Origin of the sequence: Pseudomonas sp. UBA6562, assembly GCF_002434265.1 — a bacterium.
Classification (GTDB): Bacteria; Pseudomonadota; Gammaproteobacteria; order Pseudomonadales; family Pseudomonadaceae; genus Aquipseudomonas.
In genome coordinates this window covers 323,657-337,384 of the sequence record NZ_DJJS01000008.1, presented here as the reverse complement: position 1 = coordinate 337,384, position 13,728 = coordinate 323,657, and the positions used below count along the sequence as shown (strand labels likewise).

General features: G+C 65.4%; 13 protein-coding genes and 1 tRNA gene. 7 read left to right on the top strand and 7 right to left on the bottom strand.

From position 1 onward, the window contains the following. Nucleotides 1-121: 121 nt before the first annotated feature. Entirely contained in the window at nt 122-1,885 is a 1,764-nt protein-coding gene (locus tag B4M43_RS17210) for an ABC transporter transmembrane domain-containing protein (protein ID WP_296268678.1), read from the top strand. A gap of 41 nt (nt 1,886-1,926) precedes the next feature. Here the strand turns inward: B4M43_RS17210 and B4M43_RS17205 are convergent. Both B4M43_RS17205 and B4M43_RS17200 read right to left on the bottom strand, forming a co-directional pair. Beyond that, nucleotides 1,927-2,003, bottom strand: a tRNA-Pro gene (locus tag B4M43_RS17205). Between the two features lie 80 nt (nt 2,004-2,083). Beyond that, entirely contained in the window at nt 2,084-2,305 is a 222-nt protein-coding gene (locus B4M43_RS17200; protein ID WP_296268677.1) for a YgdI/YgdR family lipoprotein, read from the bottom strand. Between the two features lie 173 nt (nt 2,306-2,478). Between B4M43_RS17200 and moaB the strand changes: the two genes are divergently transcribed. The 3 genes from moaB to yegS all read left to right on the top strand — a co-directional run bounded on the left by moaB (nt 2,479) and on the right by yegS (nt 5,269). Continuing rightward, nucleotides 2,479-3,018: a molybdenum cofactor biosynthesis protein B gene (gene moaB, locus B4M43_RS17195; RefSeq protein ID WP_296268676.1), complete on the top strand. Its 540-nt coding sequence runs from the start codon at nt 2,479-2,481 to the stop codon at nt 3,016-3,018. A 4-nt stretch (nt 3,019-3,022) separates the two neighbouring features. Beyond that, complete coding sequence (glp, locus tag B4M43_RS17190) at nt 3,023-4,228, top strand: gephyrin-like molybdotransferase Glp (protein WP_296269024.1); 1,206 nt, start codon at nt 3,023-3,025, stop codon at nt 4,226-4,228. A gap of 153 nt (nt 4,229-4,381) precedes the next feature. Further along, a complete protein-coding gene (yegS, locus tag B4M43_RS17185) occupies nt 4,382-5,269 on the top strand; it encodes a lipid kinase YegS (protein WP_296268675.1) in 888 nt (295 codons plus the stop codon). Here yegS and B4M43_RS17180 read toward each other — a convergent pair. The 3 genes from B4M43_RS17180 to B4M43_RS17170 form a co-directional block, all read right to left on the bottom strand. Further along, nucleotides 5,253-5,900: a response regulator gene (locus B4M43_RS17180; protein ID WP_296268674.1), complete on the bottom strand. Its 648-nt coding sequence runs from the start codon at nt 5,898-5,900 to the stop codon at nt 5,253-5,255. The genes yegS and B4M43_RS17180 overlap by 17 nt on opposite strands. After that, the gene (locus B4M43_RS17175) at nt 5,890-6,786 is read right to left on the bottom strand and encodes a sensor histidine kinase (protein WP_414707867.1); all 897 of its coding nucleotides are present in this window, start codon (nt 6,784-6,786) and stop codon (nt 5,890-5,892) included. The genes B4M43_RS17180 and B4M43_RS17175 overlap by 11 nt, the downstream gene beginning before the upstream one ends. Before the next feature lie 381 nt (nt 6,787-7,167). Beyond that, on the bottom strand, nt 7,168-7,638 hold the full coding sequence (locus tag B4M43_RS17170; protein ID WP_296268672.1) for a histidine kinase: 471 nt from the start codon (nt 7,636-7,638) through the stop codon (nt 7,168-7,170). Between the two features lie 324 nt (nt 7,639-7,962). Between B4M43_RS17170 and B4M43_RS17165 the strand changes: the two genes are divergently transcribed. After that, nucleotides 7,963-8,898, top strand: coding sequence for a chemotaxis protein CheV (locus tag B4M43_RS17165; protein WP_296268671.1), 936 nt, complete (start codon nt 7,963-7,965; stop codon nt 8,896-8,898). Between the two features lie 64 nt (nt 8,899-8,962). Then, nucleotides 8,963-9,766 (top strand): MOSC domain-containing protein, encoded by an 804-nt coding sequence (locus B4M43_RS17160; protein WP_296268670.1) that lies wholly within the window; start codon nt 8,963-8,965, stop codon nt 9,764-9,766. A gap of 13 nt (nt 9,767-9,779) precedes the next feature. On the opposite strand, the gene B4M43_RS17155 is transcribed toward B4M43_RS17160, so the two are convergent. Then, the gene (locus tag B4M43_RS17155; RefSeq protein WP_296268669.1) at nt 9,780-11,129 is read right to left on the bottom strand and encodes an NCS2 family permease; all 1,350 of its coding nucleotides are present in this window, start codon (nt 11,127-11,129) and stop codon (nt 9,780-9,782) included. A gap of 351 nt (nt 11,130-11,480) precedes the next feature. Between B4M43_RS17155 and B4M43_RS17150 the strand changes: the two genes are divergently transcribed. Next, nucleotides 11,481-12,236, top strand: a complete 756-nt coding sequence (locus B4M43_RS17150; protein WP_414707866.1) for a GntR family transcriptional regulator — start codon at nt 11,481-11,483, stop codon at nt 12,234-12,236. Between the two features lie 175 nt (nt 12,237-12,411). Here the strand turns inward: B4M43_RS17150 and guaD are convergent, their stop codons facing one another. Further along, nucleotides 12,412-13,719 (bottom strand): guanine deaminase, encoded by a 1,308-nt coding sequence (gene guaD / locus B4M43_RS17145; RefSeq protein ID WP_296268668.1) that lies wholly within the window; start codon nt 13,717-13,719, stop codon nt 12,412-12,414. Nucleotides 13,720-13,728 lie beyond the last annotated feature (9 nt).

The window sequence follows — 13,728 nt, the reverse complement described above, 5'->3', positions numbered from 1 at the left end:
CTCCAGACGTGTACGCCGGGGCGTGGATCTGAGGGTGCGCGTGTGAAACCTGCCCAAGCGGCCGGCTCCATACGGGCATGAATGATAGGCTGCGACTCTTTCGTGCCCACCGGACCCGTCCATGCCCAAGCCCGCTTCCATACCGCATCGCCATGCCCTGAGCCTGGCCTGGCAATTTCTCCACCCCTATCGCAAGCGTGGGCTGCTGGCCCTGCTGGCGCTGGTGGTCACGGCCTTGGTGACGCTGTCGATGGGCCAGGGCATTCGCCTGCTGGTCGACCATGGCTTCATGACGGGTTCGACCCATCAGCTCAACCAGACCCTAGGGCTGTTCCTGCTGCTGGTGCTGGCCCTGGCGGCGGGCACGTTCAGCCGTTTCTACCTGGTGTCCTGGATCGGCGAGCGCTGCGTGGCCGACCTGCGCCGCGCGGTGTTCGACCATTTGCTGACCTTGCACCCCGGTTTTTTCGAAGACAACCGCAGCTCGGAAATCCAGTCGCGCCTGACCGCCGACACCACCTTGCTGCAAGCGGTGATCGGCTCGTCGCTGTCGATGTTCCTGCGCAACGTGCTGATGGTGGCGGGCGGGGTGGTGCTGTTGTTCGTCACCAACGCCAAACTCACCAGCATCGTGGTGATCGCGTTGCCCATCGTGCTGGCGCCGATCCTGTTGCTGGGCCGACGGGCGCGCAGCCTGTCGCGGCAGAGCCAGGACCGTATCGCCGATGTCGGCAGCTACGTGGCCGAGACCTTGGGCCAGATCAAGACTGTGCAGGCCTACAACCACCAGCGCCATGACCGCGACGCCTTCGCCGAGACCGTGGAGGCGGCGTTCGACGTGGCGCGTCGGCGTATCGCCCAGCGTGCCTGGTTGATCACCCTGGTGATCGTGCTGGTGCTCGGCGCGGTAGGTGTGATGCTCTGGGTGGGCGGCATGGACGTGATCGCCGGGCGCATCTCGGCCGGCGAACTGGCGGCTTTCGTGTTCTACAGCCTGATCGTCGGCGGGTCGCTGGGCACCATCAGCGAGGTGCTCGGCGAGTTGCAGCGCGCGGCGGGGGCGGCGCAGCGGATCGCCGAATTGCTGGCGGCGCCTCCCGCCATCGTGGCGCCGAGCGCTCCTGCCGCGCTGGGCAGAAGCCGCGGGCTGATCGAGCTGCAAGGGCTGCGTTTCGCCTACCCCAGCCGCCCCGACCACCCGGCGATCGAACAGCTCGACCTGCGCATCGAGCCCGGCCAGACCCTGGCCCTGGTCGGGCCTTCGGGCGCCGGCAAGTCGACCTTGTTCGACCTGTTGCTGCGCTTCTACGACCCGCAGCAGGGGCGCATCCTCATCGACGGCCAGACCATCGACGGTCTCGACCCCGACGTGCTGCGCGCCCAGTTCGCCTTGGTGGCGCAGCATCCGGCGCTGTTTCGCGGCAGCATCGAGGCCAACCTGCGCTATGGCCGCCCCGAGGCCAGCTTCGCCGAGGTCGAGCGTGCCGCGCGCAGTGCCCATGCCCACGATTTCATCGAGCAACTGCCGCAGGGCTACCAGACCCTGCTGGGCGAAGGTGGCATCGGTTTGTCGGGCGGTCAGCGGCAACGCTTGGCGATCGCCCGCGCGCTTTTGGTGGATGCGCCAATCCTGTTGCTCGACGAGGCCACCAGCGCACTGGATGCACAAAGCGAGCACCTGATTCAGCAAGCGTTGCCGCAGCTGCTGAGCGGGCGCACCACACTGGTGATCGCCCACCGTCTGGCGACGGTGCAGCATGCCGATCGCATCGTGGTGATGGACAAGGGCAGGGTGGTGGCTAGCGGCACGCATCGGCAGCTGCTCGATAGCAGCCCGCTGTACGCACGCCTGGCCGAGCTGCAGTTCAACCCGCCCAGCGAATAGCAGGCAAGAAAAAACCCGCACAAGGCGGGTTTTTCGGGAGCTGGTCGGAGAGACAGGATTCGAACCTGCGGCCTTCTCGTCCCGAACGAGACGCGCTACCTGGCTGCGCTACACTCCGATGGCCAAAATGCTACTGCATCGTCTTTTTGCCTGCAAGCCCTTGTCGTGCAACGGCTGTTGGGCAAGAAGGCGACTCGGTCACAGCTCCTTGACGGTGCGGACCTGGTCTTTGTTCAGACGGGTGCGCTTGCCGTCGAGCTGCTCGAATTCGTAGAAGCCGGAGTCTTCGTCGTACGACGGCGTGTCGACCGATTGGATTTCACGGCCGTCATTGAGGGTAATCACGCTGGGCGACGCGCAGCCGGCCAGTGCGCCCATGCCCAGGGCCAGCAAAAAGGCAGGAAGGGTCCGCTTGATCATCTTGTTTCTCCAATGTGGGGATGCTTGATGTGCGTCAGACGCACGAGGTCTGCGCAAGTTCCTCGACAGTCGAGCACAGCTGGTGCAAGACCGCCAGTGTCGCTGCCCGCGCATGGTCTGTCGGCGACGCTGTGATATAACGGCCAGCAACGTTTCCCCTGTGACGGACTCCCATGAAAGCCAAGGCAGATACCCCGTTCGTGCCGCTGAACATCGCCGTGCTGACGGTCAGCGACACCCGTACCCTCGATACCGACACCTCCGGCCAGACGTTCGTCGACCGCCTCGGCGCCGCCGGGCATCGCCTGGCCGCCCGCGTGCTGCTCAAGGACGACCTGTACAAGATCCGCGCCCAAGTCGCGACCTGGATCGCCGACGACACCGTGCAAGTGGTGCTGATCACCGGCGGCACCGGTTTCACCGGCCGCGACAGCACCCCCGAAGCGGTCGCCTGCCTGCTGGACAAACAGGTCGACGGCTTCGGTGAGCTGTTCCGGCAGATCTCGGTGCCCGACATCGGTACTTCCACCGTGCAGTCGCGCGCCCTGGCGGGGCTGGCCAACGGCACGCTGGTGTGCTGCCTGCCGGGCTCGACCAATGCGGTGCGCACCGGCTGGGACGGTATCCTCGCCGAGCAGCTCGACGCCCGTCATCGGCCCTGCAACTTCGTCACCCACCTGAAACAGGCCGCGCCCTGTGAAAGCCGTGGCTGAGGCCATGGCGCTCCGGCCGCTGATGCCGGTGGAAGAGGCCCTTGCCCAGCTGCTGGCGCTGGCCGACCGTGCGCCGATCCAGGACCGCGAACGGGTGCCGCTGGCCGAGGCCGAAGGCCGCGTGCTGGCCGAGGACCTGATCGCCGGCCTCGACCTGCCGCCATGGCCCAACAGCGCCATGGACGGCTATGCCTTGTGCCTGGCCGACTGGCAGGGCGAACCGCTAGGTGTGAGCCAGCGGATCTTCGCCGGCCATGCTCCCGAAGCGTTGACGCCTGGCACTTGCGCGCGGATCTTCACCGGCGCGCCGTTGCCGGCCGGGGCCGACTGTGTGGAGATGCAAGAGAACGTCGAGGTGCTGGCCGATGGCAGAGTGCACTTCCTGCAACCCCTGCGCGTCGAACAGAACGTGCGCCCGCAAGGCCAGGAGACCCGCGTCGGCGAACAGGTGCTGGCGGCCGGCACGCGGCTGGGGCCGATCGAGCTGGGGCTGGCCGCGACCCTCGGGCACGGCCATTTGACGGTGGTACGGCGGGCGCGGGTAGCGGTGCTGTCGACCGGCGACGAGTTGGTCGAGCCTGGACAGCCGCTCGGCCCCGGGCAGATCTACAACAGCAATCGGCGCCTGCTGGTGAGCTGGTTGCAGCGCATGGGCTGCGAGGTGATCGATGCCGGCATCCTCGCCGACGACCTCGAGCTGACCCGGCAGTGCCTGGCGGGGTTGGGCGATGTGGACCTGATCCTGTCCACGGGCGGCGTCTCGGTGGGCGAAGCCGACTACCTGGGCATGGCGCTGCGCGAGGCTGGGCAACTGGCGTTGTGGAAACTGGCGATCAAGCCGGGCAAGCCGCTGACCTTCGGGCATTTTCGCGGCGTACCGGTGATCGGCCTGCCGGGCAACCCGGCTTCGACCCTGGTCACCTTCGGCCTGTTGGCGCGGCCCTACCTGCTGCGTCGACTGGGGGTCGGCAAGGTCGCGCCATTACGCTTCGAGGTGCCGGCAGGCTTCGACTGGCCCAAGGCCGGCAGCCGCCGCGAGTACCTGCGCGCGCGCATCCAGGACGGTGCGGTGCACCTCTACAAGAACCAGAGCTCGGGCGTATTGCGCAGTGCCGCCTGGGCCGATGGCGTGGTCGAGGTGCGCGAAGGCACAACGCCGCAGGTCGGCGACCGGGTGCCGTTCATTCCCTTCAGCGAACTGCTGGACTGACCTGACTGGCGGGCAACCCGGCGCGTGTGGCGTGCCAGGTGCCCGGCCGGTTCGCCCTCGGTCCGTTTTTTCGCATTTGCAGCAGCCTGTTTGCAGCATTCCGACCTTCCCAAGTGTCGAGATTGCCAGGCACTTATCCGTCGGAGAATCGCAATGCAGCAGCGCAAGGCAATGCTGGTTTTGCATGGCAAGCAAGCCATGAACGAAGACGTGCGCACGGCCGTAGGCCAGTGCCGCGAGCGCGGCTGGACCTTGGACGTGCGCCTGACCTGGGAAGGCGGCGATGCGGCGCGTTTGGTCGATGAGGCGTTGCAGGCCGGCTACGGCACGGTGATCGCCGGAGGTGGCGACGGTACGCTGCGCGATATCGCCGAGGCCATGGGCCGGGCCGGTACCCAGGCCAGCCTCGTGCTGTTGCCCTTGGGTACGGCCAATGACTTCGCCAAGGCCGCCGGCATTCCGCTGGAGCCCGCGCAGGCGCTGGCGCTGCTGGACCAACCGGCGCAGCCGATCGATCTGGGCAAGGTCGGCGACCAATGGTTTCTCAATATGGCGACCGGCGGCTTCGGCAGCCAAGTGACGGCCAATACGTCCGAAGACCTGAAGAAAGTCCTGGGCGGTGCGGCCTATCTGTTCACCGGCCTGACCCGCTTCAGCGAACTGCAAGCCGCTTCGGTGGAGCTGGTAGGCCCGGATTTCCATTGGCAGGGTGACCTGCTGGCGCTGGGCATCGGTAACGGTCGACAAGCCGGCGGTGGCCATGAACTGTGTCCCGAAGCCCTGGTCGACGATGGTCTGCTCGATGTCGGTGTGCTACCCGCGCCGCAGGATGTGGTCGGCGCACTGCGCGATCTGTGGGGGGGCGATGGTTTGTTCGTGCGCACCCGTCTGCCGTGGGTCGAGATCAAGAGCGCCAAGGGCTTGAACATCAACCTCGACGGCGAGCCGATGCAGGGCGAGAGCCTGCGCTTCGAGGCCTGCCCCGGCGCGCTGCGCGTGCACTTGCCGGCCGATTCGCCCTTGCTCAGTCATCGAGGGTGATGATCTTCTCGCGCACGGCGTACAACACCAGTCCCGCCACGTCGTAGATCTGCAGGCGTTTCATGATGTGCGAGCGATGGGTTTCCACGGTCTTGATCGACAGGCCCAGGCCGTTGGCGATTTCCCGCGTGGACTTGCCGCGCACGATCAAGCGCAGGATTTCCAACTGTCGTGCCGTGAGGTTGTGTCGCTCGCAGGTGGCCTGGCCACGTTGCAATGCCTGGTCGATCACGGCATGGGCGATGGCCGGGCTGAGGTAGCGCTCGCCGTCGCGCAGGGCACCTAGGGCTTGTTCCAGTTCGGTGGCGGTGGTGTCCTTGAGCAAGTAGCCGTGGGCGCCGGTTTCCAGGGCGCGCATGATGGTTTCGGGATCGGTGTGCATGGACAGGATCAATACCCGGCAGCACGCGCGCGCCTCGCGTAACTGGGCCAGCGCATCGAGCCCGCTGGTCGAGCGCAACGACAGGTCGAGCAACACGATGTCGGGCGTCAAGCGTGCCACCAGTTCGGGCAGGCGGTCGCCGTCTTCGGCTTCTCCCACCACCTGATAGCCCGGCACATCGGCGATCAGCGCACGCACGCCGGCGCGGATCAGCGAGTGGTCGTCGACCAACAGCAATCTACAGGTCATGGGCAGCCGGGCTCCTGGCACGGGGGTGGGTGCGCGTGGGCCAGGGCAGCTTGGCCTCGATGCGCGTGCCGCGGCCAGGCTCGCTGTCCAGCGCCAGGCTGCCTTGCAGGGCCAGGGCGCGTTCGTGCATGCCGGCCAGACCGCGTTGGCCGGCATGGACCGGGTCGGGCACCGGAGTGAAACCCGCGCCGTCGTCCTCGATACGTAGCAGCAGGCCGGTTTGGTTGCGCCGCACTTCGACGTGCAGGTTTTCGGCCCGGGCATGGCGCAGGAGGTTGGTCACCGCTTCCTGGGTGATGCGGAACGCCGCCATGCTCAACGGCGCCGGTACGCCGTCCAGACGTTGGGGGCAGTGCAGGGTCCAGCGCACCGGACTGTGCTGCAGGGTGCGCATCAGGTGCGCGCGCAGGCTCGCCTCCAGGCCCAGGCTGGAGAGCTGACGGGGGTTGAGCAGGGTGGTGAGGTCGCGCACGTTGGTCAGGGTCTGTTCCAGCGTGCTGCGCACGGTGTTGCAATGGGAGGCGAGATCGCCGGGCACCCGCCGTTGCAACCATTCGACCTGCAGTTTCGCGGCGGTCAGCAGTTGGCCGATGTCGTCGTGCAGCTCCCGGCTCAGGTGCTGGCGCTCGCTTTCCTGCACCTTGAGCATGCGTTGCGCCAGTTCCTGAGGTTGCAGATTGATCGATCTACCGTGTTCACGCAGCTGCCAGAGCAGCATCAGCAAACCCAGCAGGTGCAACGCCAGCCACTCGCCTGGCGTCGGCAGGGCCTGTTGCCAATACCACAGCTGCGCGACCAGCGGGACGCCGCACGACAGGCCGGACGACCAGCGCAGGAGCGTTGCGCGCGTAGGGAGATATCGACGGAGCTTCACGCATGAAGGCATGGTCAGGGGGATCACTGAATCGTTGCTGGAAGAATCGAAAACCAATAGCTCGCGCGTACCACGACGGTCTCGCGATACGTCTTTGCACAATTAAGGGTCGTTGAGTGCGCGTATCTTAACACTTTGAACGGACCCGGGCGGCAACCCACCGGGCAGTGTACATCCCAGTGTTTTCAAGGATCTGACGCGGTCAAGGCTAGGCAAAGTGCCATTATCCTTGGCCACTCTATTGCACTGCTGGGCAACTCGCGATTTATCTGCGTTCACTATTGGACAACTTCTGAAGTTGCGAAGGTTGAACCGTTTTTATGCGTATCCAAGCAACTTATCCGGCCTGTGGTGATTTCTGGAGCTTCGGCCCAATGCCGCGCCCCGCAAGCCTCATCGATCCTCGAGCGTGCCAGGCGATTCGAGCGTTTGCGATGTCGCACGTGGCGGCGCGTCGGTGGCCTGCAGCGCTTTGGCCAGCTCATCGAGCAGCCCGTGCTGTTCGTGTTCGTCCAGGTCGACGCGCCGGGTGATCGGGTCGAGCAGTTCCAGCTGCCAGGCGAGCAAGGTCAGGCAGGCCTGGGCGCAGCGCACTACGGGTGCGGCCAGCCGGCGTTGGCGGCAGGCGGCCGACAGCAGATGGTGCAGTCGCTCGGTGTAGGCGCCGACCTCTTCGACGCCGGCTGCGGCTGCGCGCTTGCCCAACGTGCTTAGGGCGTGGAGCAGGCAGCGGCAGGCGTCGGCGTCGTTGGAGATCAGTCGCAGATGCGCCAGGCAGTCGTCGGCCATGACCAGCAATTGCTCGGCGTCATGTACGAAAATTTGCAGGCTGTTGGCAGTGCCACCGCCGGTGTCGATGGTCAAGCGCTGTGGCCCACTGCTGACGCAGCCGGCCTCCTGAATACTGTCGGCGACAATGGCCTGACTCCTTCCATGCAGTGCGGAGGGCGTCACATTAATGGCTAGGCGATAGCGCGAATATCAGGTTTGGCCTGAGGGCAGGTAAGGGTTTCCCCGATGCGTCATGCTGCAACGGGCGCGGGCCTTAGCCTGGAGGAGGGTGGCGGCAGTTAAGCATGGTGTTAAAGTGATATCAATTATCTGAAAGGCGTAGGCCATTCCTTATCAAGTTGTGCCGATTCGAGCCGATACAGGGCCGATGACACTTTTCACCTCAGGGGCAGTTCAATGGCTGGCATTCTCGACACGGTAGATCAACGAACGCAGCTGGTCGGTGAAAACCGCCTGGAAATTCTCATGTTCCGCCTGGTCGGGCGGCAGTTGTTCGCGATCAACGTGTTCAAGGTCCAGGAAGTGCTGCAATTGCCCAAGCTGACCTTGATGCCGCAGCGCCATGCGTTCGTTTGCGGCGTGGTCAACCTGCGCGGCCAGACCCTGCCGGTGATCGACCTGTCCCAGGCGATCGGCATGCGCCCTCTGCAACCGGGGCCGGACAGCACCATCATCGTCACCGAGTACAACCGCTCGGTGCAGGCGTTTCTGGTCGGCGGGGTCGAGCGCATCGTCAACATGAACTGGGAATCGATCCTGCCGCCGCCGACCAGCGCCGGTCGCCAGCACTACCTGACGGCGATCACCAAGGTCGACGAGCAGTTGGTGGAGATCATCGACGTGGAGAAGGTGCTGGCCGAGATCGTGCCGTACAACGCCAAAGTCTCGCGCGACAAGCTCGAAGACCCGTTGCTGGCCGCTGCCCGCGGTCGCGAAATCCTTCTGGTGGACGACTCCAGCGTGGCCCTGGCGCAACTGCGCGACACCCTGTCGCAACTGGGCGCCAAGCTGCACGTGGCCAGCGACGGCCTGAAGGCGCTGCGCATGCTCAAGGCCTGGGCCGACGCCGGGGAAAACGTCTGCGAGAAGTTGCTGATGGTCTTCACCGACGCCGAGATGCCCGAGATGGACGGCTACCGCCTGACCACCGAGATCCGCAACGATCCACGCTTGCGCGGCCTATACGTGGTGCTGCACACCTCGCTGTCGGGCAGCTTCAACGAGTCGATGGTGAAGAAGGTCGGTTGCGACAACTTCCTCTCCAAGTTCCAGCCCGATCGCCTGGTCGAAGTGGTGCGCCAGCGCCTGGCACTGGACAGCACCGAGGCCTGATGGCTGCGCGGCGCGCGGCCGGGATATACCCCTTGCGGTTCTTCAGCCAGACAGGGCGCCTTTCATGTTTCTGAGTGCGATCTACCGGTATCCGTTGAAGTCCGGCCAGGCCGAGACGCTCGAGGCGTCGTCGGTGGGTGCCTTGGGTTTGACTGGCGACCGCCGTTGGATGGTGGTGCGCGAAGACAACGGCCAGTTCCTCACCCAGCGCGCCTGGCCGCAGATGACCCAGATCGGCGCCTTGCACCAGCATGACGGCAGCTTGATCTTGCAGGCGCCGGGCATGGGCGCATTGCACGTGGCGGTACCGGGCGACGAAGCGCCCCTGCGCGGTGTGACCCTCTGGCGCGACCTGTTGCAGGTGCCCGACGCGGGCGAGGCCGCCGCCGCCTGGCTCAGTGCCCTGCTGGGCAAAGCGCTGCGCCTGGTCCATTGCCCGGCGCAGCGCGCGCGCTTCCTGCCCAGCGGCTACGGCTCGGTCGACGATCGCGCCGCCTTTCCCGATGGTTTTCCGCTGCTGCTGATCGGGCAGGCCTCCCTGGACGAGCTGAACCGACGCATCGGCCGGCCGATGGCGATGCTGCGCTTTCGACCGAACCTGGTGGTGGAGGGCGCCGAGGCCTTCGCCGAAGACACCTGGACGCGCATCCGCATCGGCGACACCACCCTGCGTGTGCTCAAGCCCAGCGTGCGCTGCATCCTCGTCACCCTCGACCCGGCCAGCGGCGCGCGCAGCCCCGACAAGGAGCCGCTGACGACGCTGAAAACCTTCCGTAGCCACGACGGCAATGTGCTGTTCGGGCAGAACCTGGCTGCCGATGGCGAGGGCGTGGTGGCGCGGGGCATGTCGGTCGAAGTCCTCGGCTGACGCAACGCAGCGTCTAGAGAAACGCGAATTTGGCCAGGAAGATCACGCACAAGACCCACAAGCTGACCGAAATCTCGCGGTGCTTGCCCGTGCAGGCCTTGAGCACCACGTAACTGATGAAGCCCAGCGCGATACCGTCGGCCACCGAAAAGGTGAGCGGCATCATGATCAGGGTGACGATGGCCGGGATGGAGTCGGTGGCGTCGTCCCATTCGATGTGCGCCATGCTGCCCATCATCAGCATTGCCACGTAGATCAGCGCACCGGCGGTGGCGTAGGCCGGAATCATGCCGGCCAGGGGTGCGAAAAACATCGCCGCCACGAACAGCATGCCCACCACCACGGCGGTCAGGCCCGTGCGGCCTCCGGCGGCCACGCCTGCGGCGCTTTCCACGTAGCTGGTCACCGGCGGCACGCCCACGGCGGCGCCGAACACGCTGGAGGCGCTGTCGGCCTTCAGCGCGCGCGACAGGTTTTCGATGCGCCCGTCGGCGCGCACCAGGTTGGCCCGCTGCGCCACACCCATCAGCGTGCCGGCCGTGTCGAACATGTGCACGAACAAGAACGCCAGCACCACGCTGATCATGCTGACGTTGAACACCCCGGCCACGTCCATGGCCAGCCAGGTCGGCGCCAGGCTCGGCGGCAGCGAGAACACGCCGCCGTATTGCACCAGGCCCAGGCCCCAGCCGATCAGGGTGACGCTGACGATGCTGATGAGGATCGCGCCGAACACGCGGTGGTAGCTCAGCACCGCGATCATCAGAAAGCACAGCGCGGCCAGCAGAGGGGCAGGTTCGTGCAGCGAGCCGAGCTTGATCAGTGTGGCGGGGCTGGCAACCACGATGCCGGCCGTCTTCAGGCCGATCACGCCCAGGAACAGACCGACGCCCGCACCCATGGCATGGCGCAGGCCCAGCGGAATGCTGTTGAGCAACCATTCGCGCACCCGTGACAGCGTCAGGACCATGAACAGCACACCTGAGACGAACACCGCGCCCAGGGCGGTTTCCCAGCTGTAGCCCATGGTTCCGACCACGGTGTAGGTGAAGAAGGCGTTCAGGCCCATGCCGGGTGCCAGGCCCACTGGCCAGTTGGCGTACAGGCCCATCAGCAGACAGCCGAGCGCGGCGGCGATGCAGGTGGCGACGAAGGCGGCGCCGTGGTCGATACCGGCGTCGGCCATGATGTTGGGGTTGACGAAAATGATGTACGCCATGGTGATGAAGGTGGTCATGCCGGCGATCAACTCGGTTCTGACCGTGGTGCCGTGGCTGCTCAGACGGAACAGGCGTTCAAGCAGGCCGCTTTTCGCGGGTGGGGTGAGGTCTACGACGGGCGCATCGGATTTACGGCTTTCCACAGCGAGTACTCCTCGAGTCGTTCTTGTTGTTCGGAGCCTTGGATCCTGCGCTCGGCACGTGGCGGCCCCGTGAGGGATGGCAGCCGTCCGACTCGTTTGTTGACTGTTGAGTCAGGAAGTTGCCCGCTGGATTATGCGTTTGTGTACAAATAATGCAAATAATGTTTTCGATTTCGTGTGCATATTTTGCGGTACAACCGCTATATGGCCGCTGGCCAACCTGCAGAAACGCCTTAGGCTGTGTACAATACGCCAGTACCTTGGCCCATTATTTTCATCCGGTCGCGCCAGCCCCTTCGACGCCTCCCGCCGTCAAGGCTCCATTGGCCCGCCCCACGTGCACGAGCGCCCATGAACGAACAGCTGCAACCTCTGAAGAAACCTGTGCGCGCCACCAAGGCCGGGCGCAGCGGTACGCAGGACGACATCGTTTACGCCCACATCTTCGAGGCCATCCTCGAACAGCGTCTGGCACCCGGTACCAAGCTCAGCGAAGAAGCGTTGGGGGAGATCTTCGGGGTCAGCCGCACCATCATCCGTCGTGCCCTGTCGCGCCTGGCCCACGAAAGCGTGGTGCTGTTGCGGCCCAACCGCGGTGCGGTGGTGGCCAGCCCCACCGTCGAGGAAGCGCGTCAGGTGTTCTTCTCGCGGCGTATGGTCGAGCGCGCGATCACCGAGCTTGCGGTGCAGCACGCCACGGCCGAGCAGCTCAACGAGTTGCGCCAGATGGTGCGTGAAGAGCGCGACAGCTTTTCGCGTGGCGACCGCGGTGCGGGTATTCGGCTGTCCGGCGAATTCCACCTCAAGCTGGCCGAAGTGGCCGGTAACGCACCGCTGGTGAGTTTCCAGCGCAGCCTGGTGTCGCAGACCTCCTTGATCATCGCCCAGTACGAAAGCGGCAACCGCTCGCACTGCTCCTACGACGAACACTTGCAACTGATCGACGCCATCGAGGCGGGCGATGCGCAGCAGGCGGTCGCGCTGATGATGCACCACATGGACCACATCGACACCAAGCTCAATCTCGACGAAGACAGCGCCTCGGACGATCTGCATGCGGTGTTTTCGCATCTGCTGCAAAAGAAAAAAGCGGGCGGCAAGGGCTGAGTCTGTCGGCGCAGTTCAAGGCGCGTATTCCTGGTAATGCGCTCTCACGCAAGTAGCAGCGGTCGAATCGAGGCTGCATTGCCCCCGCTCGTTGGACACCTATCCAACTCATGGGCCAGTTCGTGTTGGAGCGCTGAACCGGCCGCTCCAGCAGGAAGCAGGCCGTGGCGCGGCCCTACGCCCGCTTGTGCACGCACCGGCCAGCGGCATAGGTCTCGCGGACCGTACGGTCGTCACCCAGCGTGGTCAGCACGAACAAGGTTTCCTCGATGCTTCTGGACTGCTGCAAGCGGTAGTCGAGCAGGGGCGTGGCCTTGTAGTCGAGCACCACGAAGTCGGCTTCGTTGCCAGGGCGCAGGCTGCCGATGCGGTCGTCCAGGCGCAGCGCCCGGGCGCCGCCCAGGGTCGCCAGGTACAGCGATTTGAACGGGTGTAGCCGCGCACCCTGGAGCTGCATGACCTTGTACGCCTCGTTCAAGGTGTTGAGCAGCGAGAAGCTGGTGCCCGCGCCAACGTCCGTGCCCAAGCCCACGTTGACTTTGAAGCGTTCGGCCTGCGGCAGGTTGAACAGCCCGCTGCCGAGGAACAGGTTCGAGGTCGGGCAGAACGCCACCGCCGATCCGGTCTCGGCCAGCCGCTCGCATTCCGCATCGCACAGGTGCACGCCATGGGCGAACACTGAACGTTCGCCGAGCAGTTCGAAGTGGTCGTACACGTCCAGATAACCGCTGCGCTCGGGGAACAGCTCCTTGACCCAGTCGATCTCCTTGAGGTTTTCCGACAGGTGCGTGTGCAGGTACACGCCAGGGTTTTCCTTGAGCAGGCGCCCGGCAGCGGCCAGCTGTTCGGGGGTGCTGGTGGGTGCGAAGCGCGGGGTCACGGCGTATTGCAGGCGCCCCTTGCCATGCCAGCGCTGGATCAGCGCCTGGCTGTCGCGGTAGCCGGTCTCGGCCGTGTCGGTGAGGTAGTCCGGCGCATTGCGGTCCATCATCACCTTGCCGGCGATCAAGCGCAGGTCCAGGCGCTCGGCCTGTTCGAACAGCGCATTGACCGACTCCGGGTGCACGCTGCCGAACACCAGCGCGGTGGTGGTGCCGTTGCGCAGCAGCTCGGCCAGGAAGATGTCCGCCACCTGGTCGGCGTGGCCCTTGTCGGCGAACTGCCGCTCGCAGGGGAAGGTGTAGGTGTTCAGCCAATCGAGCAGTTGCTCGCCGTAGGAGCCGATCATGCCGGTCTGTGGGAAATGGATATGGGTGTCGATGAAGCCCGGCGTGATCAACGCATCCGGGTAATGCACCACTTCGATGTCGGCGTCCAGGGTCGGCAGCAGGTCGCTGGCCGCGCCCATGGCCTGGATGTGGCCCTGGTCGATCACCAACAGACCGTCTTCGACATATTCGTAGGAGGCCTCGATGCCGACCTCGGCCGGGTCAGCGAGGCTGTGCAGCAGGGCGGCGCGGTAGGCTTTGCGGGTAGCGGTCATGGCAGGCTC

Coding starts and splice junctions, on each gene's coding strand:
- B4M43_RS17210 (WP_296268678.1), top strand. CDS start 122: ATGCCCAAGCCCGCTTCCATACCGCATCGCCATGCCCTGAGCCTGGCC.
- B4M43_RS17200 (WP_296268677.1), bottom strand. CDS start 2,305: ATGATCAAGCGGACCCTTCCTGCCTTTTTGCTGGCCCTGGGCATGGGC.
- moaB (WP_296268676.1), top strand. CDS start 2,479: ATGAAAGCCAAGGCAGATACCCCGTTCGTGCCGCTGAACATCGCCGTG.
- glp (WP_296269024.1), top strand. CDS start 3,023: ATGGCGCTCCGGCCGCTGATGCCGGTGGAAGAGGCCCTTGCCCAGCTG.
- yegS (WP_296268675.1), top strand. CDS start 4,382: ATGCAGCAGCGCAAGGCAATGCTGGTTTTGCATGGCAAGCAAGCCATG.
- B4M43_RS17180 (WP_296268674.1), bottom strand. CDS start 5,900: ATGACCTGTAGATTGCTGTTGGTCGACGACCACTCGCTGATCCGCGCC.
- B4M43_RS17175 (WP_414707867.1), bottom strand. CDS start 6,786: ATGCCTTCATGCGTGAAGCTCCGTCGATATCTCCCTACGCGCGCAACG.
- B4M43_RS17165 (WP_296268671.1), top strand. CDS start 7,963: ATGGCTGGCATTCTCGACACGGTAGATCAACGAACGCAGCTGGTCGGT.
- B4M43_RS17160 (WP_296268670.1), top strand. CDS start 8,963: ATGTTTCTGAGTGCGATCTACCGGTATCCGTTGAAGTCCGGCCAGGCC.
- B4M43_RS17150 (WP_414707866.1), top strand. CDS start 11,481: ATGAACGAACAGCTGCAACCTCTGAAGAAACCTGTGCGCGCCACCAAG.
- guaD (WP_296268668.1), bottom strand. CDS start 13,719: ATGACCGCTACCCGCAAAGCCTACCGCGCCGCCCTGCTGCACAGCCTC.